Genomic DNA, 25,546 nt, shown 5'->3' on the forward strand with positions numbered 1-25,546 from the left:
TACGGCGATCGTCCCAAGGGCGGTTCAGGGCAACAACAACCCAAAGGCCAGGCACAGGCATGACAATCCAAAGGCTTCAGCTCGCGCACATTACGAAGCGCTATCCCGCGGTGGTCGCCAACAGCGACGTCTCGCTCACGGTGGCGCCGGGCGAAACCCATGCCGTGCTCGGCGAGAACGGCGCCGGCAAGTCCACGCTGATGAAGATCATCTACGGTTCCGTGAAGCCGGACGAAGGCAGCGTGACCTTCAACGGCCAGCCGGTCACCGTGCGCAACCCGCAGGAGGCGAGGGCGCTGGGCATCAGCATGGTGTTCCAGCACTTCAGCCTGTTCGACACGCTCACCGTGGCCGAGAACGTCTGGCTCGGGCTCGACAAGAGCCTGGCGCTGGCCGAGGTCACGCGCCGCATCACGGCCAAGGCGAGCGAGTACGGGCTCGACATCGACCCGTCGCGGCCGGTGCACACGCTCTCGGTCGGCGAGATGCAGCGGGTGGAGATCATCCGCGCGCTGCTCACCAACCCCAAGCTCCTGATCCTCGACGAACCGACCTCGGTACTGACCCCGCAAGCAGTGGTCAAGCTCTTCGTGGTGCTCAAGAAGCTGGCCTCTGAAGGCTGCAGCATCCTCTACATCAGCCACAAGCTGCACGAGATCCGCGAGCTTTGCACCGCCTGTACGGTGCTGCGCGGCGGCAAGGTCACGGGCGTGTGCAACCCGCAGAACGAAAGCAACGAATCGCTGTCGCGCCTGATGATCGGCGCCGAGCCGCCGCCCCTGCAGCACCGGCCGGTGCATGCGGGCGCGGTGGCCTTGCGGGTCAAGGGCCTGACGCTGGCGCGCGAAGACCAGTTCGGCGTCGACCTCGACGGCATCTCGCTCGACGTGCGGGCCGGCGAGGTGGTGGGCATCGCGGGCGTGTCGGGCAACGGCCAGAAAGAGCTGCTCTACGCGCTCTCCGGCGAGGACACGCGCGCCGAGGCGCCGATGATCGAGGTCTTCGGCCAGCCGGCCGCGCATTTCAGGCCGCGCAGGCGGCGCGCGCTGGGCCTGCATTTCGTGCCCGAGGAAAGGCTGGGCCGCGGCGCGGTGCCGACGCTGAGCCTCGCGCACAACATGCTGCTCACCCGCAGCAACGCGGTGGGCCAGGGCGGCTGGATCCGCACCGGTGCGCTGCAGCAGCATGCCGGCGAGATCATCCGGCGCTTCAACGTCAAGGCCGGCGGGCCCGGCGCGGCGGCGCGTTCGCTCTCGGGCGGCAATCTGCAGAAGTTCATCGTCGGGCGCGAGATCGACGCCAATCCGAAGATCTTCATCGTCTCGCAGCCGACCTGGGGCGTGGATGTGGGCGCCGCGGCGCTGATCCGAGGCGAGATCCTGGCGCTGCGCGACGCCGGCTGCGCGGTGCTGGTGGTGAGCGAAGAGCTCGACGAGCTGTTCGAGATCAGCGACCGGCTGCACGTGATCGCCAAGGGCCGGCTCTCGCCCTCGATCGACCGCGCGGCGGCCACCGTGCCGCAGATCGGCGAATGGATGAGCGGCCTGTGGAACGCCCCCCAGGCTGCAGCGAAGGAGGTGGCCCATGCTTAAGCTCGAACCCCGCCCGCAGCTCTCGCGCTTCTGGAGCTACGGCTCGCCGATCCTGGCCCTGCTCATCACGGTGCTGATCGGCATGGTGCTCTTCGCGCTGCTGGGCAAGGATCCGGTCAAGGGCCTCGCGGTCTTCTTCTGGGAGCCGATCAAGAGCGGCTATGCGCTGGGCGAGCTGATGGTCAAGGCCACGCCCTTGCTCATCATCGCGCTCGGCCTGGCCGTGTGCTTCCGCTCCAACGTCTGGAACATCGGTGCCGAAGGGCAGTTCGTGTTCGGCGCGATCGCGGCCGGCGGCGTGGCGCTGCTGGCCGACAAGACCACGGGCTCGTGGATCGTGGCTGCGATCCTGGTGGCCGGTATCCTCGGCGGCATGGTCTGGGCCGGCATCGTGGCCTTCCTGCGCGACAAGTTCAACGCCAACGAGATCCTCGTGAGCCTGATGCTGGTCTACGTCGCGACGCTGCTCCTGGGCTACATGGTCTACGGACCCTGGAAAGACCCGATGGGCTACAACTTCCCGCAGACCAAGACCTTCGAGGCGGTGACGCAGATCCCGCGGCTCATGAAGGGCTCGCGCGTGAGCATCGGCCTGGTCATCGCGCTGATCGGCGCGGCGGCCCTGTGGGTGTTCCTGTTCCGCACGCGCTCGGGCTTCGCGCAGCAGGTCGGTGGCCTGGCGCCGGCCGCCGCGCGCTATGCCGGCTTCTCGGCGCGGCGCGCGGTGTGGATCGCGCTGCTCACCTCGGGCGGCGCGGCCGGCCTCGCGGGCGCGCTCGAAGTGGCGGGCCCGATCGGCCAGCTCACGCCCTATGTGCCGGCGGGCTACGGCTTCGCCGCGATCATCGTGGCCTTCGTCGGCCGGCTGCATCCGGTGGGCATGATCTTCTCGGCCATCCTGATGAGCATGTTCTACATCGGCGGCGAGCTCGCGCAGTCGCGCCTGGGCCTGCCCAAGTCGCTGACCGGCGTGTTCCAGGGCCTGCTGCTCTTCACGCTGCTGGCGTGCGACACGCTGATCGCCTACCGCATCCGGCGCAAGTCGGCGCCCAAAGCGGTGGCTGCGCCGGCCGGTACCTCGTCACTTCAGGCCAGCACGCCACTGACTGCCCCTGTCCCCGCCCAGGTCACCGAAGGAGCAATTTAATGAACCCCCACGCTCATCACTTCGTGTATTCGCTGCCCCCCGAGGGGACGCATGCCACCCTTGGGGCGGCCCGGCGGGAGGCATGATGGAAAGCTACGCGCTCCTCCTGGGCTCCACGCTCAGCGCCGGCACCGTGCTCGCGATCGCGGCGCTGGGCTTGCTGATCAACGAAAAGGCCGGCATCGTGAACCTCGGCGCCGAGGGCATGATGCTGTGCGCCGCGATCGCCGGCTTCGCCACGGTGGTGGTCACGCACAACACCTGGCTCGGCTTTCTTGCCGGCGCTGCGGCCGGCGCGCTGCTGGCGGCCTTCTTCGGCGTGCTGGTGATCTGGCTCAACACCAACCAGTATGCGACCGGGCTCGCGCTGAGCCTGTTCGGCGTCGGCTTCTCGGCCTTCGCGGGCATCAACTTCGTGCAGGCCAAGCTGCCCGAGAGCACGAACTACGCGCTGCCGGTGCTGGGCGACATTCCGCTCATCGGGTCGGCCTTGTTCCGGCACCACCCCATGGTCTACTTCGCGGTGCTGCTCACCATCGGCCTCATCTGGTTCCTCTATCGCACCCGCGCCGGGCTGGTGCTGCGCTCGGTCGGCGAGTCGCCGGAGTCCTCGCATGCGCTGGGCTATCCGGTGCGGCGCATCCGCTTCCTGGCGGTGATCGCGGGCGGTGCGCTGTGCGGCCTTGCAGGCGCCTATTTGTCGACGGTCTACACGCCGCTTTGGGTCGAAGGCATGGTGGCGGGCCGCGGCTGGATCGCGCTGGCGCTCACCACCTTTGCGACCTGGCGGCCGGTGCGCGTGCTGCTCGGCGCCTACCTGTTCGGCGGCGTCTCGATGCTGGGTTTTCACCTGCAGAGCACGGGCGTCGACGTGCCCAGCCAGTTCCTCAGCATGCTGCAGTACATCGCGCCGATCGTGGTGCTGGCGCTGATCTCGCGCAACCCGGCCTTCATCCGCGTCAACATGCCGGCATCGATCGGGAAACCCTTCTACCCCGGCTCATAATTGAGTTTCGTTTTGTTTCTCTGCCAACCTGTCCTTTTGAGGATTTCGACAATGAATGATCTGAACAAGCGTTCCCTGCTCAAGCTGGCTGCCGTCACCGCGGTCGCTTCGGCCGCCCTCATCGGCTGCGGCAAGAAGGAAGAAGCGCCGGCGCCTGCACCTGCTGCGCCGGCACCGGCTCCGAGCGCCGCGGCGCCCGCGCCCGCAGCGCCGCTGAACGTCGCGTTCGCCTATGTCGGGCCGGTGGGTGACGGCGGCTGGACCTTTGCGCACGACAACGCGCGCAAGGCGGTCGAGAAGGAATTCGGCGCCAAGATCAAGACCACTTTCGTCGAGAGCGTGCCCGAGTCGGCGGACGCCGAGCGCGTGTTCCGCGACATGGTGGGCCAGGGCAACAAGCTGATCTTCGGCACCACCTTCGGCTACATGGAGCCGATGCTCAAGGTCGCCGGCGACAACAAGGATGTCAAGTTCGAACATGCCACCGGCTACAAGACGGCCGAGAACATGCGCACCTACGACAGCCGCACCTACGAAGGCGCGTACATGGCCGGCATCATCGCGGGCGCGATGACCAAGAGCAACACGCTGGGCGTGGTCGGCTCGGTGCCGATCCCCGAGGTGCTGCGCAACATCAACTCCTTCACGCTGGGTGCGCAATCGGTCAATCCGAAGGTCACGACCAAGGTGGTGTGGGTCAACGAGTGGTTCAGCCCGCCGAAGGAGACCGAGGCCGCCACCGCGCTGATCAACGGCGGCGCCGACGTGCTGTTCCAGAACACCGACTCGCCGGCCGTGCTCAAGACCGCGCAGGAAAAAGGCAAGCGCGCCTTCGGCTGGGATTCGGACATGACCGCCTACGGTCCCAAGGCCCACCTGGCCTCGGCCGTCATCAACTGGACGCCGTACTACACCAAGGCCGTGCAGGACGCGCTCGACGGCAAGTGGGCCACCGGCCAGACCTGGTGGGGCGTGAAGGAAGGCGCGATCGACATCGTGTCGCTGGCCGAAGACGTGCCGGCCCCGATCAAGACTAAGGTCGAGGAAGTCAAGAAGGGCCTGAAGGACGGCAGCTTCTCGATCTGGAAGGGCCCGATCGTCGCGCAGGACGGCAAAGAACTGGTTGCCAAGGACGCAGTCGCCGACGACAAGTTCCTCTCGGGTGTGAACTTCTACGTCAAGGGCGTCGAGGGCAAGGTGCCGGGCGGCGACAAGAAGTAAGCCGTCGGAGTTTTCGTTCTGAAGGGTTGCCGATCGGCAACCCTTTTTCGTTTCCCAACGCTCACGATGATCGAAAAAGAACTCTGGCATCCCGTTGCGCTCACCGATGAAGTAGCTGGCGCACCGTTCGCCGCGCGCCTGCTCGGCGAAAACCTCGTGCTGTGGCGCGACGCCGCCGGTGCGGTGCAGGCCTGGGCCGACCGCTGCCCGCACCGGGGCGCGCAGCTCTCGCTGGGCCGCGTGGTGGCCTGCGAAGGCGGCACGAGGCTGGAGTGCCCGTATCACGGCTGGCAGTTCGCGACCGGTGGGCGGTGCGCACACGTGCCCGCGCTGCCAGACTTCCAGCCGCCGGCCACGCACCGCGCGACGATGCATGCGGCGCAGGAAGCCCATGGCTTGGTCTGGGTGCGCTTGCAAGGCGAGGGTGGCGCGCTGCCGGCCTTCGCGGCCGAGCACGACGTGCAGCTGCGCAAGCTCAACTGCGGCCCTTACGACGTCGAGACCAGCGCGCCGCGCCTGGTCGAGAACTTCCTCGACATGGCGCACTTCGGCTTCGTGCACGAAGGCTGGCTCGGCGCGCGCGACATGACGGCCATCGACGACTACCGCGTCGAGGCCACGCCCGGCGGCCTGCTCGCGACCGGCTGCAAGGCCTGGCAGCCGCAGTCCACGATCAATTCGACGGCGCCGGCGAAGGTGGAGTACAGCTACGAGGTGACCGCGCCCTATGCCGCGGTGCTGACCAAGATCCCCGAAGCGGCGAGCGTGGGCATCGACGGCTACCAGGAATCGATCGCGCTCTTCATCTGCCCCGTCGATGCGGAGTGCAGCCGGGTGTGGTTCCGTCTCGCCACCGCCGACTTTGCGCGCGATGATGCGCAACTGCGCGCATTCCAGGACACCATCTTCCTGCAGGACAAACCGGTGCTCGAATCGCAGCAGCCCAAGCGCCTGCCGCTGGACCTGCGCGCCGAGCTGCACACCGCGGCCGACAAGGCCTCGTCTTTCTACCGCCGGCACCTCTTGGCGCGCGGCATCACTTTCGGAGTCTGCTGATGACCTACACCGTTCCTCCCGTTGCCGCCGACCGCCTGCCCGCGCTGCTGCGCGCCATGCCCAAGGCCGAGCTGCACATGCACATCGAAGGCTCGCTCGAGCCCGAGCTGATCTTCGCGCTCGCGCAGCGCAACAGCGTGGCCATTCCCTACGCCAGCGTGGAAGAGCTGCGCCGCGCCTACGCCTTCACCAACCTGCAGAGCTTCCTCGACATCTACTACGCGGGCGCCAGCGTGCTGCTTGCGGAGCAGGACTTCTACGACATGGCCTGGGCGTACCTCGAACGTGCCGCGGCCGACAACGTGGTCCATACCGAGATGTTCTTCGACCCGCAGACGCACACGGTGCGCGGCGTCGCGATGCAGACCGTGATCGACGGCCTGCACCGCGCCTGCGTCGACGCGAAGAGCAAGCTCGGCGTGAGCGCCGCGCTGATCCTGTGCTTCCTGCGCCACCTGAGCGAGGAAGACGCCTTCGCCACGCTCGAACAGGCGCTGCCGTTTCGCGACCGCTTCATCGGCGTTGGCCTCGATTCCAGCGAGCTCGGCCATCCGCCCGAGAAGTTCGCGCGCGTGTTCGCGCGTTGCCGCGAGCTCGGCTTCCACCTGGTCGCGCACGCGGGCGAAGAGGGTCCGCCGGCCTACGTGTGGAGCGCGCTCGACGTGCTCAAGGTCGAGCGCATCGACCACGGCGTGCAGAGCACCAAGGACGCCGCGCTGATGAAGCGCCTGGCAGCGGACCGCATCCCGCTCACCGTCTGCCCGCTGTCCAACCTCAAGCTCTGCGTGTTTCCCGATCTCGCGCAGCACAACCTCGGCGCCTTGCTCGACGCCGGCCTGGTCGCGACCGTGAACTCGGACGACCCGGCCTACTTCGGCGGCTACATGAACGAGAACTTCGTCCAGACCTTCGCAGCGACCGGCCTGACGGCGCAGCATGCGTGGCAGCTGGCGGCCAACAGCTTCGAGGGGAGTTTTGTCGACGCGGCGACGAAGGGGCGCTGGATGGATCGGCTGAACGAGGCCTTTGCGCGGGCTTGACGCAGGGCTGTGACGAGATTTCGCTAGGCGGGCATCGGGACCCGGTCCGGTTGATAGCACATAGGTCGCTCGTCGAACGCCAGCCAACCAAGCTGGTCGCACAGGCGCTGAACGATCGCTGAGTGGTCCGCTCGCAGCGAGCATCGCAGGCTGAGTGTGCCCTTTGCCGCAGGAACGTGAAGTTCAATCCATTGACCGTCGATCTGGGTGCGACCGACATGATCACTGTCCCAATCGATGGCATGAATCGCGCGTGCCAGTGCTGCCCGCATTGCAACACCGTTGTTCAACGGAAGGACCGTAGCCTCGCTAAGTTCGTGCGGCTCGAGCGGCAGACGCGTGGGTTGGAAGAAGAGATACGTGTACGCCATGGGCTTCGTGCGTTTGACATGAACGGCAGCTGGAGGCTCTTGCTCTTGCTTCCTGTTGACCCTGAATTCACAGCACTATTCTGCCGATGTCTGTGCGTTGGATTCTGCCTTTGTACTGATTGCGGCACGTGTACCTCTCACGGTCGTACGCCCACGGCCTCGACCCGGGTCCTCTGTATTGGTACGAGCAGCGGCAGCGCCATCAACGCGCAGGCGCTGGCCGCAAACCACACCAGTGGCCAGCCCTGCAAGGCCTGCAGGTGCGGAATCGACAAGGGTGTGAGAAAGCAGACCGCGAACACGCTGGTGTTGGCCATGCCCAGCGCGGTGCCGGCGCGCGCAGCGCCCGCGAGCACGGCGAGCTCGGTGTAGGCCACGCCGTGCCAGGCCGAGACGCAGACGCCGCAAGCGGCCAGCAAGACGATCAGCACGATGCGCAGCGTCGATGAATCGACAACCGTCGCATCGCCGGCCAGCGACACTGCGCCGAGCGCGGCGAACAGCAGCACGCTGAGCATGCTGCAAGCGCGCAGGTAGGCCGGCCGGTTCCTGCGGCGGTCGGTCCAGCGGCCGCTCCAGACGCGCATCGCCATCGCGCCCACCTGCACCGTCACCATGGTGGCGGTGATCGCGGCGAGGCCGGCATGGCCGAAGTCGTGCAGGAACACGGTGCCGAAGGACAGCACCGCGAACTGCGGCGCACAGAGGATGCCGATGCCGGCAACGATGCGCCAGACGCGCGGGTCGCGCAGCGGGCCGTTGTGTGGCGCGGCAACGTGCGCTGCGGGTGTTGCGCGCGGCGCGGCCGGCGGCTCATGCACCCAGGCCCGGCAGAGCAGGGCGCTCAGTGCGCACAGCGCGGCCAGCAATCCGTACAGCGCCGCGAAACCGAAGTGCAGCGCGACCACGGGCAGCACCAGCGCGCCGATGCCGCCGCCCAGCGGCACGGCCGTCTGCCGGATGCTCATCGCAAGGCCGTGCTCGCCGTCCGCGAACCAGGTCATCACGGCGCGCCCGCTGGCGCCGTTGACGCTGCCGCCGAGCAGGCCGACAAGGAGCAGGCCCGCACCGAGCCAGCCGAGGCCCGGCACTTGCTGCGCCGTGGGCGCGGCGAACAGCGCCATTGCGACGAGCGCCGCCGTCGTGGCGCCGAGCCCGGTCAGCAGCACGGGCCGATCGCCCCAGCGGTCGGTGAGCAGGCCCCAGGGCAGTTCGCTGACGGCGATGCCCAGGCCCATGAGGCCGAGCACCAGGCCCAGCGTCGCGTTGTCGAGCCGGTAGCCCGAGCGCATGAGCACGGCGGTCATCGGAATGCCGCTGAAGGCGACCGAGAAGGCGGCGTTGGCGGCCACGCCGGCGGCGAGCACCTTCCAGCGGTGCCGGGGAGAGAAATGAGGATCGGATGACATCGTGCGACGCAGTGTCGGCTGTTGCCATAGTTCTGAAAATCAGAAAATAATCAACCAATCATCCCAAAAAACAGGATCGTCATGGCCCAGGTGATGTTCGACCTCGATGTGCTGCGCAGCTTCTCCACCGGCATCGCGCTCGGCAGTTTTGCGCGCGCGGCCGACAAGCTGGGGCGCTCCACCTCGGCCGTGAGCGCGCAGCTCAAGAAGCTGGAGTCGCAGGCCGGCACGCCGTTGTTCCGCAGGGCCGGGCGCGGCCTCGACCTGACGGACGCGGGCCAGACCATGCTGGCCTATGCGCACCGCCTGCTCGAGATCAACGACGAAGCGGCGGCTGCGATGCGCGGCGTCGATCTGCAGGGCTGGGTGCGCTTGGGCCTGCAGGAGGACCTGGGCGAGACGCTGCTGCCCGGCGTGCTCGGCCGTTTTTCGCGCGCGCATCCCAAGGTGCGCATCGAGGCTTGCGTGGCACGCAGCGCCGAGTTGCGCGAGCGGCTCGACCTGGGCCAGCTCGACCTGGCACTGATCTGGGAGGTGGAGGGCAGGCTGTCGCTGGCGCACGGCGAGCGCCTGGTGCGCCTTCCGCTGCAATGGGTGGGCCCGGCGGCGCCCGAGGCGCTCGATGTGCCGTGGTGGACCGAGCGCCAGCGGCCCGGCGCGCGCAAGTCGAAGGAGGCGCTGCCGCTGGTGCTGCTCGACGCGCCATGTCCGTTGCGCGAGATCGTCACCACCGTGCTCGACCGCGCGGGCATCCCGTGGCGGCATGCGTTCACCAGCGCCAGCCTCGCGGCGCTGTGGGCCGCGACCTCGGCAGGGCTCGGCCTGTCGGCGCGAACGCCCTTCGGATTGCCTTCGCATGTGCGCGTGCTCGATCGCGCCGGCACCGGTCTGCCGGCCTTGCCGCAGATGGCGCTGGCCATGTACCGCGCGCAGGCCGAGCCCGAAGCGCCGGTGGCGCGGCTGGCGGAGCTGTTGCGCGAGGCGGTGCGCGCGGGTGTGCCCGGCGCGTGAGCATGTCAGTAGAGCGTGCGTTCCTGGCGCGCCGGCAGTTCGCGGTCGTAGGTCGCGCCATCGAACTCGCCGGCGGTGAGCGCGGCCAGGATGGCGCCCGGCGTCGGTACCGACCGCTCTGCATCGACCGGCAACGGCGCCCACAGCCGGGAACGCTGAATGGCTCGCGCGCACTGGAAGAACACCGACTCCACGCGGATGATGACCACGCACTGGGGCTCTTTGTCATCGACCGCGAAGCGCTCCAACAGATCGGGCGCGACCGTGATGCCGGCGCGGCCGTTCACGCGCAGCGTTTCGCCGACGCCCGGGATGAGGAACAGCAAGGCCACGCGTGGATCGGCCACGATGTTGCGCAGGCTGTCGATGCGGTTGTTGCCGCGGCGCTCGGGCATGAGCAGCGTCTTCTCGTCCTGCACCGCGACGAAGCCCGGCGGGTCGCCGCGTGGCGAAGCGTCGAGGCCGCCCGGATTGCAGGTGGCAAGCACGGCGAAGGGCGAGGCCGCAATCAGCGCCTGGTAAGAGGGATGCAGATAGGGCACTTCTTTCTTGATCGAGGCCTCGCCGGGATGGCCGAACAGCGCTTCGAGCTGGGCCAGGGTTTCGATGGCATGGGGCTGGGTCATGGAGATCATTTCCTCGGGGCAGTGGATGGGAGGTACACGGCTGGCTTCGACTCTCGCCCGCACGCCAGTGCGGCCAGTGCCAGCAGCAGCGCCGGAAGGCCGTAGAGCCACAGCGGGGAAGCGACCGGCAGCAGGAGCCCCGCGAGCAGGGGCCCGGTGCCGGCGCCGATGTCGCGCCACACCGAGCGTGCGGCCAGCGCCTGAACACGCCCGGGCCCCGGTGTGCGCCGCGCCACGATGGGCGGCAGCAGCGGCAATTGCAAGGCGCGCAGCACGACGATGGCGGCGGCGCAACTCCACAGCCAGCCGGCGCCGAAACCCGCCAGCGCAACGGCGGTGAGCAGCGACAAGATGACCAGCAGGCGCTCGGCGCCCAGCCGCTCGGCCATGCGGCCGCCGACCGGGCTCAGAAGGATTTCCGCCAGGTAGCGCAAGGCCATCAGCAGGCCGGCCACGACCACCGCGCCGCCCGGCAGAAGATCCTTGCCGAGGTAGGACAGGCCGACGATGAAGAGCCCGTCCAGCGTCAACCCTTCCATGAAGGACCAGGCATCCAGGCTGTTGGGCCGCTGGAAGCGCCGCACCGGCGTCGCAATGCGGTGCGGTGCAGAGGGCAGCCTGCGTGCCGCGCAAAGGCCGAGGAGCGACACCGCAGCGAGCACGAAGAAGATCGGCCGCGGCCCGGTCGATTGCGCGAGCAGCGCGCCCACGGGCAGCGCGAGCACCGGCCCGATGGCGATGAAGGCGCGCGAGCGTCCGCTGCGGCGGGCCGCGCCGACCGGATCTGCCGTTGCCAGCGACTGGGTCGAAAGGTTGAGGCCCGCGAAGCACAGGCCCCACAGCAGCCGCAGCGGCAGCAGCGCCCAGAAGCCCGAGAGCGTTGCGTAGCCCAGCGCGCAGAGCGCCGCCGTCGCCACGGCCAGCGTGCAGGTCGGGCGGTCGCCGCGCTGCGCATAGAGGCGCGCCACCTGGCCATAGCCGGCGATGCGCACCAGCCGGTTCGCCGCGAGCAGCATGCCGGCTTCCGCCAGCGTCAGGCCGAACTGCGCCGCGTACATGGGCAGGAGCAGGTAGAGCACGGTGTCCGCCGGCAGCGAGAGCGCCAGTGCGAGGGCGGCGCGGCGCGAGTTCAGGTCGGCGGCAGCGGGCGGGGTTCGAGGCATCAGGACCCGATGGTGCGTTGCGCGGGCTTGCCCTGACAAACGACATTCGTGCGCCGGCATGCGTGAGAAAATCGCACGCATGCCGACCCGCGAACCGCCACTGAACGCCATCCGCGTTTTCGTCGCGGCGGCGCGGCACCAGAGCTTCACGCGCGCGGCGGTCGAGCTTCATGTCACGCACGGCGCGGTGAGCCGGCAGATTCGCAGCCTCGAAGAATTTCTCGGCGTCGCCCTGTTCGAGCGGCGCATCCGGCAGGTCACGCTGAGCGCGGAAGGACAGCAGTTCTTCGCCGAGGTCGGCCCTGCGCTCGAGCAGATCGGCGCCGCGGCGCGGGCGCTCGGCAGAGAGGCGCCCGTCCGCGCGGTGCGGATCAACGTGCGGCCGTCCTTCGCGGTGCGCTGGCTGATCCCGCGGCTGCCTTCTTTCGTCGAACGCCATCCGGACATCGAGCCCCAGGTCGTCACCAGCACGGTCGCGCCGGCGCAGGCCGCCGACGGCTTCGACATCGCGGTGCGGCGCGGACTCGAGGGCTGGCCGCCTTCCATGCGGGTGAGTCCCTTCCTCGAAGACGAGGTGCTGGTCGTCGGCGCGCCGGCGCTCTTCAGATCGCAGCCTCTGGCAGATCTGCGCGCGCTGGCATCGCACGTGCTGCTGTCGGCGAAGACGCGCAAGAGCGACTGGGACGATTGGAAGAAGCAGGTCGGCGCACCGCGGACGAAGCCGGCCGGCCGGCTGCAGTTCGACCACTTGCATTTCGTGCTGCAGGCGGCGGTCGACGGGCTGGGCATTGCGCTGGCGCCGACCTCGCTGCTCGCGCATGACTTCGTCTCGGGGCGATTGCAGCCGGCCCTGCCTGCGCTGCGCATGCCCTTGACGCGCTACTACTACGGCCTCGCGCCCGATGCCGTGCCCGAGGCGCGGTGCGTTGCCGAATGGTTCGAAGAAGAGATGCGGCGCGCGCAATAGTTCACGCAAACGGTCCCCCCAAAAAGCCGGCGCGGACGTACGATGAAGCGCTGAACACATTCGTGTTGAGACGGGGCGGAACATGAAAGCGCGTTGGGAATTTGCTGCACTCGCATCGGCAGCCGTCGTGGGCATCTGCCTTCCGGCCAGTGCCCAGAGCGCAAGAGAACTCGCCTTGGCGGCGCCCAACGAACAGCAGGAGGCGGACTACCGCGTGATCGCCGCGCGCTGCGGCACGCCGGCCTTCGAGAAAGCCTTCTTCCTGCATTCCAGGGCCGCGGTTGCTGCCGGCCTGGTCTCGAAGGGCCGCGACCCGGCGGACGTCGAGAAATCCATCGCAGCGCGGCGGCGCAGCCCGCTCGTCCTGGTCGCCACGCCTTCGGACTGCCCGAGCCAGCTGGCGCAGTTGAAGGAACTGCAGAAGCAGCGCAGCGACGCCATGAGAAGCACGCGCGGAAGCCGGTCGCGTAGCGGCTGAGCGCGCGCCGGTAAAATACCGCCCGGCGCTCCTGCCCCACAGCGCCCTTTTCTTTCTGGGGCCATGTAGAGGAACACCATGTACAAAAACCTCGCGGGCAGCGCCATTGCGGCGCTCGCAGCCGCCTGTTTTCTATCGCCTTCATTCTCCCAACCGAAGCCCGCGGCCGATCCGCTCAAGATCGGCTTCGTGTATGTCGCGCCCATCACCGATGCCGGCTGGGTGCGCCAGCATGAAGAGGGCCGCAAGGCCGTCGAGGCCGCGTTGCCCGGCAAGGTGAAGACCACTTTCGTCGAGAACGTGCCCGAGGGCGCCGATGCCGAGCGCGTGATCCGCGATCTTGCGCAGCAGGGCAACAAGCTCATCTTCACGCCCAGCTTCGGCTACATGGAGCCGACGCTCAAGGTGGCGCGCGATTTCCCGGACGTGAAGTTCGAATCCATCACCGGCTACAAGGCCGCGTCCAACGTCGCGACCGCGAACGCGCGCTACTACCAGGGTCGCTACCTCGCCGGCGTCGCGGCCGGCCGCATGACGAAGACCCATATCGCGGGCTACGTGGCCGGCTTCGCGATCCCCGAAGTGCTGCAGGGCATCAACGCCTTCACGCTCGGCATGCGCTCGGTCGATCCGCAGGCCCAGGTCAAGGTCGTCTGGCTCGATGCGTGGTTCGACCCGCCGAAGGAGCGCGATGCCGCGATGACGCTGTTCAACCAGGGCGTGGACGTGATCGCCTTCCACACCGGCTCCACCGCCGTCATGGCCGCGGCGCAGGAGCGCGGCAAGATGGCCGTGGCCTACCACTCCGACATGCGCAAGGTCGCGCCCGATGCGCAGATCGTCGCCGTCACGCACCAGTGGGGCGCCTACTACACGCAGCGCGCGCAGGCCGTGCTCGACGGCAGCTGGAAGGCCACCAGCGTTTGGGGCGGCGTCAAGGAAGGGATGATCCGCGTCGGCGACTTCGGGCCCAAGGTGCCGAAGGCGGTGCAGGAGGAGGTGCTGGCGCGCCAGCAGGACATCGCCAGCGGCAAGCTGCAGGTCTTTCGCGCGGCCGAGGACGTGCGCGACAACGAGGGCAAGCTCGCCATCGCCAAGGGCATGAGCCTGCGCGACGACCAGATCCTCACGATGAACTGGCTGGCCGAGGGCGTGCAGGGGCGCATCGCGCGCTGAGCGCCTGAACAGGCCCTCCCTCAGCCGAGGCGTTCCACCACGAAGTCGACGAAGCTGCGCAGCTTGGCGCTGGGCCGGGCCTCCGGCAGCCGCACGATGTGCACCTCGCGCGTCGGCAAGTCCCAGTCCGGCAGCAGCTGCACCACCTGGCCCGAGGCCAGCGCCGGCGCGAGCAGCGGATCGGCCTGCACGATCACGCCGACGCCGGCCAGGGCCGCCGCGAGCAAGGCCTGCCCATTGTTGGTGGCCAGTGGGCCGCGCACCGGCACGTGCGCCGTCTCGCCGCCGCGCGTGAAGCGCCATGAATGATCGGGCCCCCAGGCGGCGAAGCCGAGCAGCGGCAGCGCCTCGAGCTCGCGCGGATAGGCCGGCATGCCATGGCGCGCGACGAAGGCCGGGCTCGCGACCGCGAACATGCGCGAGCGCGCCAGCGGCCGCGCGATCAGGCGTTCGTCCATCGGCGTGCCCGAGCGCACGCCGCAGTCGAAGCCTTCCTCGGCCAGGTCGACCATGCGGTCATTGAGATTCAGTTCCACCTTCACTTGCGGGTGCGCCGCCAGGTAGTCGCCGATCACCGGCGTCAGGCGGTGCGCGCCGTAGGCCACCGGCGCCGTGACGCGCAGCGTGCCCTGCGGCACGGCCCTGAGCGCTTCGGCCACGCCGTCGGCCGTGCGCACGCTCGCAAGCACGTCGCGGCAGCGCTCGAGGTAAGCGGCGCCGATCTCGGTCAGCGTGTGGCGGCGCGTGGTGCGTTGGAGCAGGCGCGCGCCCAGCTCGGTTTCGAGCGCGCGGATGTGCTTGCCGACCATCACGGCAGAGATGTCCAGCGCTTCCGCCGCAGCCGCGAAGCTGCCGGCATCGATCGTCGCGACGAACACTTCCATGGCGCGCAGCTTGTCCATATTGCTAACCGTTGCTTTCGAATGGACGAAGCGTAGCGTCATTTATCGATCGAGCGATGCACAGAAGAATCTGCTTCTTTCAATCGATGGAGCAGGTCATGAAGATTCTTGTGGTGGGCGCGAACGGCGCGGTGGGCAGTGCGGTGGTGGAGGCGCTGGCCGAACGCCACGAGGTGCTGAGCGCAGGCCGCCAGCACGGCGACTGGCGCGTCGACATCACCAGCGATGCCAGTGTCGAGGCGCTGTTCGCCGCCGTCGGCCCGCTGGATGCCATCGTCTCGGCGGCCGGCAACCTTTTCTTCGGGCCGCTGGCCTCGATGCGGCCGGCCGATTTCAATGTGGGCCTGCAGGACAAGCTGCTCGGCCAGGTGCGGCTCGCCTTGCTGGGCCAGCACGTGCTGCGCGACGGCGGCTCGATCACACTGACCACCGGCATCGTGGCCGAGGAGCCGATCCGCCAGGGCGCCAACGCGACCGCGGTCAATTCGGCGGTCGAAGGCTTCGTGCGCGCGGCCGCCACCGAGCTGCCGCGCGGGCTGCGCATCAATGCGGTGAGCCCGACGGTGCTGACCGAATCGCTGCCAAGCTACGGCTCCTTCTTTCCCGGCTTCGAATCGGTGCCGGCCGCGCGGGCGGCGCTGGGCTATGTGCGCAGCGTCGAAGGCTCGCAGACGGGGCGCGTGTACTGCGTGTGGCAATGAGCCGCGCCGGGATGGGCGATGTTCATCAGACGCCAACGGCGGCCGGCTCAGTGCACGAAGCCGCGCTCGCGGTGGAAGTACTTGGCGTCGCGATCGAGCGTCTTGACCTGCACCGCCGGCGAGCCCGCATAGACCGCGTACTCCTCGGTGTGCGCCTTGTTGAGCACCGAGCCCGCGCCCAGCATCGAACGGTCGGGCAGGGCGGCGCCGCCGAGCACCGTGACGCGCGTGCCGACCAGGCAATAGGCGCCGATGCGGATCGGCTTGCAGTCCTGCCGGTTGTCCACCACGTTGATGCCGTGCGTGATCAGCTGCGAGCGGTAGCCCGCGATGGTGGTGAAGGCGCCGATGTCGACGCGATCGGTGCAGTCGATGATGTGCTGCTTGGTGACGGCCGCGTGCTCGCCCAGCGTCAGGGTCGGATCGCGATCGGCGCGATGGGTGAAGTGGGCGCCTTTCGGCGGATGGCCGGTGATCCAGTTGGAGCGGTCGATCACCGAATGCGCGCCGCATTCGAGCCGGCCCAGGTGGATGGCAACGTTGAAGTGGCCGATGTAGGCCCCTTCGCCCATGACCAGCTGCCCCGGAAAGACATAGGACATCCCGATGCGCGCGCCGTCGGCGATCTGGTAGCCCCAGAAGCGGCGCAGCACCCGGCGCTTGAGCGCCCAGGGCAGGAACACCACGGCCAGCGCCAGCAGCTTCTTCACCGGGCGGTCTTTCGCTCTTCGATCACCCGCCGGTAGGCCGCCACGTAGTTCGATGCCATCTGCGCCGCGCTGTAGTGCGTGGCGTTTTCGATGCCGAGCCGGCGCATCTCTTCGAAGCGCGGCGCCGCCTGCTCGATGGCCGCCGCGATGGCGGCGGGATCGTGGGGGTTCACGTAGACCGCGCCCGGCCCCCCGATCTCGTTCATCGGTGCGAGGTCGGAAGTGAAGACCGGGCAGCCGCAGGCCTGGGCTTCGATGATTGGCCAGCCGAAGCCTTCCTGCAGCGAGGGGAAGAGCAGCGCCGTCGCGCCGGCGTAGAGGGCGCGCAGCTGCTCGTGCGAGACGCCTTGCACTGTCTTGACGCGGTCGGCCACGCCGCGCTTGTGCGCCAGCTCGGCCATCTCCGGCACCAGCTCGGGCCCGACGAACAGGAGCTGCTGCACCGGCGCCGCGACGCCGCTCGCGGCCGCGCGCTCCTGCAGCGCGATGAAGGCCTCGAGCACCGTGCGGCGGTTCTTGCGCGCCAGGTCCCAGCCGACATGGATCAGGTACTTGTCGCGCGCCGAGATCCCGAGGCCTTCGACGAGGGGCTGCGCCTCCTCGGGCGGCACGGGCCGGAAATCGTCGTTCAAGCCGTTGAGCACCACGCTGACCCTGGGCTCCTGCGCGAGACCCAGCGCCAGCAGCTCGCGCCGGGTCAGATCCGATACGCAGGTGACCAGATCGGCCGCCGCGAGCCCCTTGACGATCAGCCGCTGGAACAGCCGCCCGGTCCAGCTCACGTTCCAGCCTTCGATCATGCCCTTGGCGGCCTGCACGGCGATCACGTCGTGGCAGGTGATGACATTGGGCTTTTTCTTGACCCAGGGGATGTACATGCCGTTGGAATGGTCGGTCACGTGCACCACGTCGGCCCAGCGCAGATGGCGCCCGATCGAGGGGATGAACAGGATGAACTTGTCCACGTAGCCCAGCCACTTCCACAGGCGCGAAGTGGTCGGCACCCGCAGCACCCGCCGGGGCGGCGTGAGCACGCGCAGCTCGCAGCCGTTGCGGGGGAGTTCACGTTCCAGGATGCGTTTGAAGGCCAGCATGCTGGTCTGGCCGTCGGGGACGTAGTTCCCGATGAGAAGCACTTTCATGTTAGGGACAATACCTGCATGCGCGGCGGTCGGCGTCGCGTGGATTCATCGCTGTTCCTGTTGGGATTGAAGGCGGATTATGTTCGAGCGGCTGGTGCGGCCCTAGGATGTGCCACTGCCGAGCGCGGCTGTCATATAGCCTCCATATGCGCTCGCACATTCCGTACCGGCTTCGCTGCCTTACCCTCCCAGCCCATGCAAGCGTACCGTGCCTCCCTTTTGCGATTCGATGCCGCCGGCCAGCCGGTTTTCGATCAAGACGGCCTGTTGGTGGTCGGCCCCGATGCCGCCGGCCGCCAGCGCGTGCTGGACGCCGGCGCCCATGCGTCGGTGGCGGCCCGCCATCCGGGCGTGGACGTCACGCACTGGCCGGGGCGCATCCTGGCGCCGGGCTTCGTCGACATGCACGTCCACTTTCCGCAGACCGACATCATCGGCGCGCCCTCGGAAGGCCTTCTGCCCTGGCTCGAGAACTACACCTTCCCGGCCGAGAGCCGCTTTGCCGACCCGGCGCACGCGGCGGAGGTGGCCGAGGTCTTCTTCGACGAGCTGCTGCGCAACGGCGTCACGACCTCGCTGACCTTCGCGACCTCGCATCCGCAGTCGGTGCAGGCCTTCTTCGAGGCGGCGCAGCGCCGCCGGCTGCGCATGATCACCGGCAAGGTGCTGCAGGACCGGCATTCGCCCGACGGCGTGCGCGACCAGACGGAACAGAGCCTGATCGACACCGAGTCGCTGATCCGCCAGTGGCACAACGTCGATCGCCTGGGCTATGCGATCACGCCGCGCTTCGCGCCGACCAGCACCGACGCCCAGCTGCGCGGCGCTGGCGAGCTGGCCGCGAAATACCCGGACACCTGGATCCATTCGCACGTGGCCGAGAACAAGGACGAAGTGAAGTGGGCGCGCGAGCTGTTCCCCGGCGCGCGCTCCTACCTCGACGTCTATGCCGGCTTCGGCCTGATGCGCGAGCGCGCCGTCTACGCCCACTGCATCCACTTCGACGACGACGACCGGCGCCTGATGCGCGACACCGGCACCGCCTCGGCCGTGAGCCCGACCAGCAACTTGTTCCTCGGCAGCGGTTTCTTCGACTTCGAGGGCGCCGACCGCATCGGCTATGCCTACGGCCTGGCCAGCGACGTCGGCGGCGGCACCAGCTTCAGCCCCTTCTCGACCATGATGGCCGCCTATTACGTGGGCCGCGAGGGCCAGACCAAGCCGGGCATCAGCATCCCGCCTTCGCAGCTCTGGTGGCGCCACACCGCAGGCGCGGCGCGCGCGCTGGGGCTCGAAGGCGTCATCGGCAACCTGCAGCCGGGCTGCGAGGCGGACTTCCTGGTGATCGATCCGAAGGCCACGCCCTTGCTCGCGCGCAAGACCTCGCTCGCCAACAACCTTGAAGAGCTGCTGTTCGCGATGATCGTGCTGGGCGACGACCGGCTGATCGAGCGGACCGTCATTTCGCAGGCCTAGCCGCGCCGGGTCGCGATCAGCGAGCGCACGTCCGGTGACTTGAGCCGCGGCCGATCGGCCTCCACCGCACGCAAAGGCTCGGCCTCCACCAGGCTGTCCAGGCAGCGGCGCGTGAGGTCCTGGTAGATCTCGGTGCCTTCGCGCTTCCACGCGATCTCGTCGTCGCCGAGCTCGCGCCGCACCGTGGCGGGAATGCCGGCCACCAGGCTCTTCGCCGGCACCCGCATGCCTGCCGGCACGAAGGCGCAGGCGGCGACGAAGGCGAAGGCGCCGATCTCGGCCTCGTCCATCACCACCGCGTTCATGCCCACCAGCGCATCGTGCTTCACCACGCAGCTGTGGAGCACGGCGCCGTGGCCGATGTGGCCGTTTTCCTCGACCACCGTGTCCTGGTCCGGGAAGCCGTGGATCGTGCAGTTGTCCTGCACGTTGGCGCCGCGCTCCAGCACGATGCGGCCGAAGTCGCCACGCAGGCTCGCGCAGGGGCCGACATAGCAGCCGGGGCCGACGATCACGTCGCCGATCAGCACGGCCGTGGGATGGACGTAGGCGCTGGGGTCGACCACCGGCACGACGCCTTCGAGTGCGTAGCAGGGCATGGCAGCTCCCGGTTGATCAAGCGTGGCGGCGGTGCTGCACGACCACGAAGCGGTCGGCCACGAAGGCGAGGGTGGTGTAGGCCGCATTGGCCGCCGGATTGCCGCCGGTGGCGTGGAAGTCGGAGAAGCCGGCCGACTGGTTGACCATCACGCTTTGGGTGAGATTGATCGATAGCGCGACGCGTGCGCGCCGCGCGGCGTTCACCATGTCGTCGATGTACGCCGGGTCGTCGGAGTAGAGACCCAAGGTCATGGCGCCATGTCGGCGGACGCTGCGCTCGGCGATTTCGAGCGCAGCCTCGCGCGAAGGCACGGCCACCAGATAGGACACCGGGCCGAAGCACTCCTGCTCGTAGATGTCGGCATCGTCCACGCCCAAGGCGGCGATCGCCGGCGTGCGCACCTCGGCCTGCGGGTACTCGGGGTGCTCGAGCTTGCGCGAGGCCAGCACCGTGCGGCCGACCTTCGCGGCCTTGTCCAGCCGTTCGAGGGTCTGGGGCGAGCCGATGGCGCCGAGCACCGTCAGCGCCACCTTCGGATCGGCCAGCAGTTGGTCGATCGCCTGCGCGAGATCGGAGCCGACCTGTTCGAAGCTCTTGTGTCCCTGGTCGGTCCGGATGCCCTCAGCCGGCACCAGCAGGTTCTGCGTGGTGGTGCACATCTGGCCGCTGTAGAGCGAGAGCGACAGCGCGAGGTTGCGCAGCATCGCGGCATAGGCATCGGTCGATTCGATGACGACCAGGTTCACGCCGGCCATCTCGGCATAGAGGCGGGCCTGCGTCGCATGCGTCTGCAGCCAGCGGCCGAAGACATTGCCGCCGGTGTAGTCGATGGAGGCCACCGCATGGTGCGTGGCCAGCATCTGCGCCAGTTGCGGTTCGGCGCTGACCGCGAGCGTCACGAGGTTCGGATCCAGCCCCTCTTCGGCCAGCACCTCGCGCAGCACGCTGACCGTGATGGCCGCAGGCAGCACGGCGTTGGGATGGGGCTTGACGATCACCGGGTTGCCGGTAGCCAGCGCCGCGAAGAGGCCGGGGTAGGTGTTCCAGGTCGGGAAGGTCGCGCAGCCGATCACCAGCGCGATGCCGCGGCCCACGACTTCGAAGCGTTTCTTCAGCACCGCGGGCGGGTTCTTGCCCTGCGGCTTTTCCCAGGTGGCCTCGGCCGGCACGTCGGTCATGGCTTTCCAGGCGTTGGCGATGGCTTCGAGCGCGCGATCCTGGGCATGGGGGCCGCCGGCCTGGAAAGCCATCATCGGCCCCTGGCCTGTGGTCAGCATCACGGCATGCGCGATCTCGAAGCTGCGTGCATGGATGCGCTTCAAGGCTTCGAGCACGACGCCCACGCGGCCTTCGGGGCCGATGGCCTGCCAGGCGGGCTCGGCCGCCAGGGCGGCGGCGACCAGCGCTTCACCCTCGCATTCGGGATAGCGGATGCCGAGCGTGGCGCCGAAGGGCGAGCGCTCGGTGGCGACGCGCGCGCGTTCGCCGGGCTGGTCCAGCGGGTAGTCCTTGCCGCAGAGCGCGAGCGCGGCGTTGCGGCCCTCGGCCTGCGCGCTTTCCCCATAGACCTTGGGCGAAGGGGCTTCCGGAAAAGGGGACCAATGGCCGCGGTGGGTGAGGGCGCGCAGGGCGTCGTCGAGCAGCGTGCGATGGCGATCGAACAGGGCGGTCATGGGTGAAGGGTCTCCGGCGATGTTGGAAAAAGGAGTGCCGCGAGCTAGGCTTAAGGGTTAGTACCAAAGGACAAGGCTTGCGGCAGCAAGACCGCGAATCCTATAATCAACCGAACGGTCGGTCAATTATTGAACTCGCCCTTTTGGCCGATCAATCCTCACACCTCAGCACCACGATGGACGAACCCCTGGTACGCATCACACAGTCTGGCGCCGTGCGCACGCTCCAGCTCAACCGGCCGGAAGCGCTCAACAGCTTCAACTCCCAACTGCATGCCGCGCTCATGGCGGCGCTCGACGAGGCGGCGGCCGACAGTGCCGTGCGCTGCGTGGTGCTCGGCGGCGCAGGGCGTGCCTTCTGCGCCGGCCAGGACCTGGCCGACCCGATGGTCGCGCCCGACTACACGCCCGGTGCGCCGCCCAAGGACCTGGCCCACGTCATCGAATCGCTCTACGCACCGCTGGTGCTGCGCCTGCGCTCGATGCCGGTGCCGGTGATCGCCGAGGTCCACGGCGTCGCAGCCGGTGCGGGCGCCAACCTCGCGCTGGCCTGCGATCTCGTCGTGGCCGGGCGCTCCGCGAGCTTCATCCAGGCCTTTACCAAGATCGGGCTGGTGCCCGACACCGGCGGCAGCTGGCTGCTGCCGCGGCTCGTGGGCCAAGCGCGTGCGCTCGGCCTCGCCCTGCTGGGCGAGAAGCTGCCGGCCGCCGAGGCCGCCCAGATGGGCCTGATCTGGAAGTGCGTGGAAGACGCCGAGCTGGCGCTCACGGTCGAGACCCTGGCCACGCGCCTGGCCGACATGCCGATTGCCGCACTGGTCGCCACGCGCCAGGCGCTGGCCGATGCGCAGCAGCTCGATCTGGAGTCCGCGCTCGCGATGGAAGCCAGGCTGCAAGGCGGCCTCGGTGCCGCCAACGACTACCGCGAGGGCGTCGAAGCCTTCCGCGCCAAGCGCCCGCCGCGCTTCACCGACCGCTGAGGAGTTCCGTCGATGAGCGAGACCCATCCCCAACACACCGCCGAACGCGTGCGCGATGCCATGTTCGCCAACGACCGCGCCGTGCGCGGTCTCGGCATGGAGGTCGAGGCCATCGGGCCTGGCCGCGCCGACATCGCCATGACCGTGCGCGAAGACATGCTCAACGGCCACGACATCTGCCACGGCGGCTTCATCTCGACCCTGGCCGATTCGGCCTTCGCCTATGCCTGCAACTCCTACAACGAGGTGACCGTCGCCTCGGGATTCGGCATCGATTTCGTCGCGCCGGCGCGCCACGGCGACCGGCTGGTCGCGCGCTGCGTCGAAGTGTCGAAGGCGGGCCGCATGGGCGTCTACGACACCGAGGTCCTGAACCAGCGCGGCGAGCGGATCGCGGTATTCCGCGGACGCTCCTACACGATCAAAGGCAAGCCCGTCGTTGCGGCTTGAAGAGAAGGAGACACCCCCATGCCCGTTCAACGCCCGGCACCCGGCGACCTCGAGGCGATCGAGAAGGCCAGTCGCGACGAGATCGCCGCGCTGCAGCTGCAGCGCCTGCAGTCCAGCCTGCGGCGCGCCTACGACAAGGTGCCGCACTACCGCAAGGCCTTCGATGAAAAAGGCGTGCACCCCGGCGACCTCAAGCAATTGAGCGACCTCGCGAAGTTTCCGTTCACCGTCAAGAAGGACTTGCGCGACAACTACCCCTTCGGCCTCTTCGCCGTGCCGCGAGAACAGGTCGCGCGCATCCATGCGTCTTCCGGCACCACCGGCAAGCCGACGGTGGTGGGCTACACCTTGAAGGACATCGACAACTGGGCCGACCTGGTGGCGCGCTCGATCCGCGCGGCGGGCGGACGGCCCGGCGACATCGTGCACGTGGCCTACGGCTACGGCCTCTTCACCGGCGGACTGGGCGCGCACTACGGCGCCGAGCGCGCGGGCTGCACCGTGATCCCGATGTCGGGCGGCCAGACCGAGAAGCAAGTGCAGCTGATCCGCGACCTTCGGCCCGACATCATCATGGTCACGCCCAGCTACATGCAGGTGATCATCGAGGAGTTTCAGCGCCAGGGGCTGGACCCGCGCGAGAACTCGCTCAAGGTCGGCATCTTCGGCGCCGAACCATGGACCGAGGCGATGCGCCGCGAGATCGAGGCCAAGGGCGGCATGGACGCGGTCGACATCTACGGCCTCTCGGAAGTGATGGGTCCCGGCGTCGCCAGCGAGTGCATCGAGAGCAAGGACGGGCCCGTGGTCTGGGAAGACCATTTCTATCCCGAGATCATCGATCCCGAGACCGGCAAGGTGCTGCCGGACGGCGAAGAGGGCGAGCTCGTCTTCACCTCGCTGACCAAGGAAGCGCTGCCCATCGTGCGCTACCGCACGCGCGACCTCACGCGCCTCTTGCCGCCCACCTCGCGCAGCTTCCGCCGCATGGGAAAGATCGTCGGGCGCAGCGACGACATGCTGATCATCCGCGGCGTCAACGTGTTCCCGACGCAGATCGAGGAGATCGTGCTCGCGCACGAGAAGCTCTCGGGCCAGTACCTGATCAAGGTCGGGCGCGAGGGCCATCTCGACAGCGTGGAGCTGCATTGCGAAGTGCAGGCCGGCGCCGGCGACCTCGGCGACGCCGAACGCGAGCAGATCGCGCAATGGGTGCAGCAGCGCGTGAAGACCATGGTCGGCATCTCGACCACCGTGCTGGTGAAACGCCCCGACTCGATCGAACGCACGCTGACCGGCAAGGCCCGGCGCGTGGTCGACGAGCGCCCCAAGACCTGAAAGGAAAGCGTCATGTACACCCAAGCCATGGACACCATGGGCAAGGAATCCGGCGACGGCAAGAAGGTCGTCCGGTCGGCGGAGGAAATGGTTCTCGAGCAGCGCTTCGACGAACGCATCGATGCCGGCGGCTTCATCGAGGCCAAGGACTGGATGCCCGAGCACTACCGCAAGACGCTGGTGCGCCAGATCAGCCAGCATGCGCATTCCGAGATCGTCGGCATGCTGCCCGAAGGCAACTGGATCAGCCGCGCGCCCACGCTCAAGCGCAAGGCCATCCTCTTGGCCAAGGTGCAGGACGAGGGCGGCCACGGCCTGTACCTCTATGCTGCGGCCGAGACGCTCGGCACCAGCCGCGACCAGATGCTCGATGCGCTGCACACGGGAAAGGCCAAGTACAGCTCGATCTTCAACTACCCCACGCTGACCTGGGCCGACATGGGCACCATCGGCTGGCTGGTCGACGGCGCGGCGATCATGAACCAGGTGCCGATCTGTCGCTGCTCCTACGCGCCCTATGCGCGCGCGATGATCCGCATCTGCCGCGAGGAGAGCTTTCACCAGCGCCAGGGCTACGAGGCGCTGCTCACGATGATGCAGCACGGCACCGAGGCGCAGAAGGCCATGGTGCAGGACGCGGTGAACCGCTGGTGGTGGCCGTCCGTGATGATGTTCGGCCCGCCCGACGAGCAGTCGCCCAACAGTGCGCAATCGATGCGCTGGGGCATCAAGCGCTTCTCCAACGACGACCTGCGCCAGAAGTTCATCGATGCCGCGGTCGAACAGGCCAAGGTGCTCGGCGTGACCTTGCCCGACCCCGATCTCAAGTGGAACGAGGAGCGCCAGGCGCACGACCACGGGCCGATCGACTGGAGCGAGTTCTGGCGCGTGATCGGCGGCGACGGCCCGTGCAACCGCGAACGCCTCGGCGCCCGCGTGAAGGCCTGGGAAGAGGGCGCCTGGGTGCGCGAAGCGGCGCTGGCGCATGCGCGAAAACAGGCTCACCTGAAGGAGGCCGCATGACAACCGATCAAGAGTGGCCGCTGTGGGAAGTGTTCGTGCGCAGCAAGGCGGGCCTGGACCACAAGCATTGCGGCAGCCTGCACGCGCCCGACCCCAAGATGGCGCTGCAGATGGCGCGCGACGTCTACACCCGGCGCCAGGAAGGCGTGAGCGTGTGGGTGGTGCGCTCCGACCAGATCGTGGCCAGCGATCCGGGCGACAAGGACATGTTCTTCGATCCGGCGGAAGACAAGGTCTACCGCCATCCCACCTTCTACGTGCTGCCCAAGTCCGTCGACCACATGTGA

26 protein-coding genes are annotated in these 25,546 nt (G+C 68.4%); 17 read left to right on the forward strand and 9 right to left on the reverse strand.

The features are described 5' to 3' along the window. The first annotated feature begins 59 nt into the window (after positions 1-59). The 6 genes from BLS74_RS03325 to BLS74_RS03350 all read left to right on the forward strand — a co-directional run bounded on the left by BLS74_RS03325 (position 60) and on the right by BLS74_RS03350 (position 7,062). Positions 60-1,592, forward strand: coding sequence for an ABC transporter ATP-binding protein (locus BLS74_RS03325; RefSeq protein WP_093102939.1), 1,533 nt, complete (start codon positions 60-62; stop codon positions 1,590-1,592). Further along, entirely contained in the window at positions 1,585-2,739 is a 1,155-nt protein-coding gene (locus BLS74_RS03330; RefSeq protein WP_093102941.1) for an ABC transporter permease, read from the forward strand. The genes BLS74_RS03325 and BLS74_RS03330 overlap by 8 nt, the downstream gene beginning before the upstream one ends. Before the next feature lie 85 nt (positions 2,740-2,824). Then, entirely contained in the window at positions 2,825-3,745 is a 921-nt protein-coding gene (locus BLS74_RS03335) for an ABC transporter permease (RefSeq protein WP_093103259.1), read from the forward strand. Positions 3,746-3,796: 51 nt separating this feature from the next. Then, positions 3,797-4,966 carry a BMP family ABC transporter substrate-binding protein gene (locus BLS74_RS03340; protein ID WP_093102942.1) on the forward strand — a complete coding sequence of 390 codons (1,170 nt, stop codon included), beginning with the start codon at positions 3,797-3,799 and terminating at the stop codon, positions 4,964-4,966. Between the two features lie 66 nt (positions 4,967-5,032). Next, positions 5,033-6,022, forward strand: coding sequence for an aromatic ring-hydroxylating oxygenase subunit alpha (locus tag BLS74_RS03345; RefSeq protein ID WP_093102944.1), 990 nt, complete (start codon positions 5,033-5,035; stop codon positions 6,020-6,022). Continuing rightward, positions 6,022-7,062, forward strand: a complete 1,041-nt coding sequence (locus BLS74_RS03350; protein WP_093102945.1) for an adenosine deaminase — start codon at positions 6,022-6,024, stop codon at positions 7,060-7,062. Before BLS74_RS03345 ends, BLS74_RS03350 begins: the two co-directional genes overlap by 1 nt. A gap of 23 nt (positions 7,063-7,085) precedes the next feature. On the opposite strand, the gene BLS74_RS03355 is transcribed toward BLS74_RS03350, so the two are convergent. Further along, a complete protein-coding gene (locus BLS74_RS03355; RefSeq protein ID WP_093102947.1) occupies positions 7,086-7,433 on the reverse strand; it encodes a hypothetical protein in 348 nt (115 codons plus the stop codon). Between the two features lie 137 nt (positions 7,434-7,570). Continuing rightward, a complete protein-coding gene (locus BLS74_RS03360) occupies positions 7,571-8,842 on the reverse strand; it encodes an MFS transporter (protein WP_093102948.1) in 1,272 nt (423 codons plus the stop codon). Between the two features lie 81 nt (positions 8,843-8,923). Here BLS74_RS03360 and BLS74_RS03365 point away from each other — a divergent pair, with 81 nt between their 5' ends. After that, a complete protein-coding gene (locus tag BLS74_RS03365; RefSeq protein WP_093102950.1) occupies positions 8,924-9,853 on the forward strand; it encodes a LysR substrate-binding domain-containing protein in 930 nt (309 codons plus the stop codon). A gap of 5 nt (positions 9,854-9,858) precedes the next feature. Here BLS74_RS03365 and BLS74_RS03370 read toward each other — a convergent pair whose 3' ends face one another. Next, a complete protein-coding gene (locus tag BLS74_RS03370; RefSeq protein ID WP_093103260.1) occupies positions 9,859-10,479 on the reverse strand; it encodes a pyridoxamine 5'-phosphate oxidase family protein in 621 nt (206 codons plus the stop codon). Between the two features lie 5 nt (positions 10,480-10,484). Then, positions 10,485-11,642 carry an MFS transporter gene (locus BLS74_RS03375; RefSeq protein ID WP_093102951.1) on the reverse strand — a complete coding sequence of 386 codons (1,158 nt, stop codon included), beginning with the start codon at positions 11,640-11,642 and terminating at the stop codon, positions 10,485-10,487. Positions 11,643-11,721: 79 nt separating this feature from the next. Between BLS74_RS03375 and BLS74_RS03380 the strand changes: the two genes are divergently transcribed. The 3 genes from BLS74_RS03380 to BLS74_RS03390 all read left to right on the forward strand — a co-directional run bounded on the left by BLS74_RS03380 (position 11,722) and on the right by BLS74_RS03390 (position 14,263). Next, the gene (locus BLS74_RS03380) at positions 11,722-12,609 is read left to right on the forward strand and encodes a LysR substrate-binding domain-containing protein (protein ID WP_093102953.1); all 888 of its coding nucleotides are present in this window, start codon (positions 11,722-11,724) and stop codon (positions 12,607-12,609) included. 82 nt (positions 12,610-12,691) lie between these two features. Next, positions 12,692-13,087 carry a hypothetical protein gene (locus BLS74_RS03385; protein ID WP_093102954.1) on the forward strand — a complete coding sequence of 132 codons (396 nt, stop codon included), beginning with the start codon at positions 12,692-12,694 and terminating at the stop codon, positions 13,085-13,087. 78 nt (positions 13,088-13,165) lie between these two features. Then, positions 13,166-14,263 (forward strand): BMP family ABC transporter substrate-binding protein, encoded by a 1,098-nt coding sequence (locus BLS74_RS03390; protein ID WP_093102956.1) that lies wholly within the window; start codon positions 13,166-13,168, stop codon positions 14,261-14,263. 20 nt (positions 14,264-14,283) lie between these two features. Here BLS74_RS03390 and BLS74_RS03395 read toward each other — a convergent pair whose 3' ends face one another. Further along, positions 14,284-15,165, reverse strand: coding sequence for a LysR family transcriptional regulator (locus BLS74_RS03395; protein WP_093102957.1), 882 nt, complete (start codon positions 15,163-15,165; stop codon positions 14,284-14,286). Between the two features lie 98 nt (positions 15,166-15,263). Between BLS74_RS03395 and BLS74_RS03400 the strand changes: the two genes are divergently transcribed. Then, the gene (locus BLS74_RS03400; RefSeq protein WP_093103262.1) at positions 15,264-15,866 is read left to right on the forward strand and encodes a short chain dehydrogenase; all 603 of its coding nucleotides are present in this window, start codon (positions 15,264-15,266) and stop codon (positions 15,864-15,866) included. A gap of 47 nt (positions 15,867-15,913) precedes the next feature. On the opposite strand, the gene BLS74_RS03405 is transcribed toward BLS74_RS03400, so the two are convergent. Both BLS74_RS03405 and BLS74_RS03410 read right to left on the reverse strand, forming a co-directional pair. Then, the gene (locus tag BLS74_RS03405; protein ID WP_212733616.1) at positions 15,914-16,576 is read right to left on the reverse strand and encodes an acyltransferase; all 663 of its coding nucleotides are present in this window, start codon (positions 16,574-16,576) and stop codon (positions 15,914-15,916) included. Beyond that, on the reverse strand, positions 16,573-17,718 hold the full coding sequence (locus BLS74_RS03410; protein ID WP_093102959.1) for a glycosyltransferase family 4 protein: 1,146 nt from the start codon (positions 17,716-17,718) through the stop codon (positions 16,573-16,575). The genes BLS74_RS03405 and BLS74_RS03410 overlap by 4 nt, the downstream gene beginning before the upstream one ends. Positions 17,719-17,913: 195 nt before the next feature. Between BLS74_RS03410 and guaD the strand changes: the two genes are divergently transcribed. Next, positions 17,914-19,194, forward strand: a complete 1,281-nt coding sequence (guaD, locus tag BLS74_RS03415) for a guanine deaminase (protein ID WP_093102960.1) — start codon at positions 17,914-17,916, stop codon at positions 19,192-19,194. Here guaD and BLS74_RS03420 read toward each other — a convergent pair. Together BLS74_RS03420 and paaN are read right to left on the reverse strand one after the other, a co-directional pair. Further along, positions 19,191-19,793 carry a phenylacetic acid degradation protein PaaY gene (locus BLS74_RS03420; protein WP_093102962.1) on the reverse strand — a complete coding sequence of 201 codons (603 nt, stop codon included), beginning with the start codon at positions 19,791-19,793 and terminating at the stop codon, positions 19,191-19,193. The two genes, guaD and BLS74_RS03420, sit on opposite strands and share 4 nt — an antisense overlap. Positions 19,794-19,809: 16 nt before the next feature. Further along, positions 19,810-21,468 carry a phenylacetic acid degradation protein PaaN gene (gene paaN, locus BLS74_RS03425; RefSeq protein ID WP_093102963.1) on the reverse strand — a complete coding sequence of 553 codons (1,659 nt, stop codon included), beginning with the start codon at positions 21,466-21,468 and terminating at the stop codon, positions 19,810-19,812. Positions 21,469-21,644: 176 nt separating this feature from the next. On the opposite strand from paaN, the gene BLS74_RS03430 reads away from it, so the two are divergent. Genes BLS74_RS03430 through paaB form a run of 5 tightly spaced genes read left to right on the forward strand, consistent with a single transcriptional unit; the run spans position 21,645 to position 25,546 of the window. Further along, positions 21,645-22,448: an enoyl-CoA hydratase-related protein gene (locus tag BLS74_RS03430; RefSeq protein ID WP_093103265.1), complete on the forward strand. Its 804-nt coding sequence runs from the start codon at positions 21,645-21,647 to the stop codon at positions 22,446-22,448. 12 nt (positions 22,449-22,460) lie between these two features. Continuing rightward, the gene (gene paaI / locus BLS74_RS03435) at positions 22,461-22,898 is read left to right on the forward strand and encodes a hydroxyphenylacetyl-CoA thioesterase PaaI (protein WP_093102965.1); all 438 of its coding nucleotides are present in this window, start codon (positions 22,461-22,463) and stop codon (positions 22,896-22,898) included. A gap of 18 nt (positions 22,899-22,916) precedes the next feature. After that, positions 22,917-24,236, forward strand: a complete 1,320-nt coding sequence (paaK, locus tag BLS74_RS03440) for a phenylacetate--CoA ligase PaaK (RefSeq protein WP_093102967.1) — start codon at positions 22,917-22,919, stop codon at positions 24,234-24,236. 12 nt (positions 24,237-24,248) lie between these two features. Then, complete coding sequence (gene paaA / locus BLS74_RS03445; RefSeq protein WP_093102968.1) at positions 24,249-25,259, forward strand: 1,2-phenylacetyl-CoA epoxidase subunit PaaA; 1,011 nt, start codon at positions 24,249-24,251, stop codon at positions 25,257-25,259. After that, a complete protein-coding gene (gene paaB / locus BLS74_RS03450) occupies positions 25,256-25,546 on the forward strand; it encodes a 1,2-phenylacetyl-CoA epoxidase subunit PaaB (RefSeq protein WP_093102970.1) in 291 nt (96 codons plus the stop codon). The genes paaA and paaB overlap by 4 nt, the downstream gene beginning before the upstream one ends.

It is taken from the genome of Variovorax sp. CF079 (genome assembly GCF_900101545.1).
In the GTDB taxonomy this organism is placed as follows: Bacteria; Pseudomonadota; Gammaproteobacteria; order Burkholderiales; family Burkholderiaceae_C; genus Variovorax.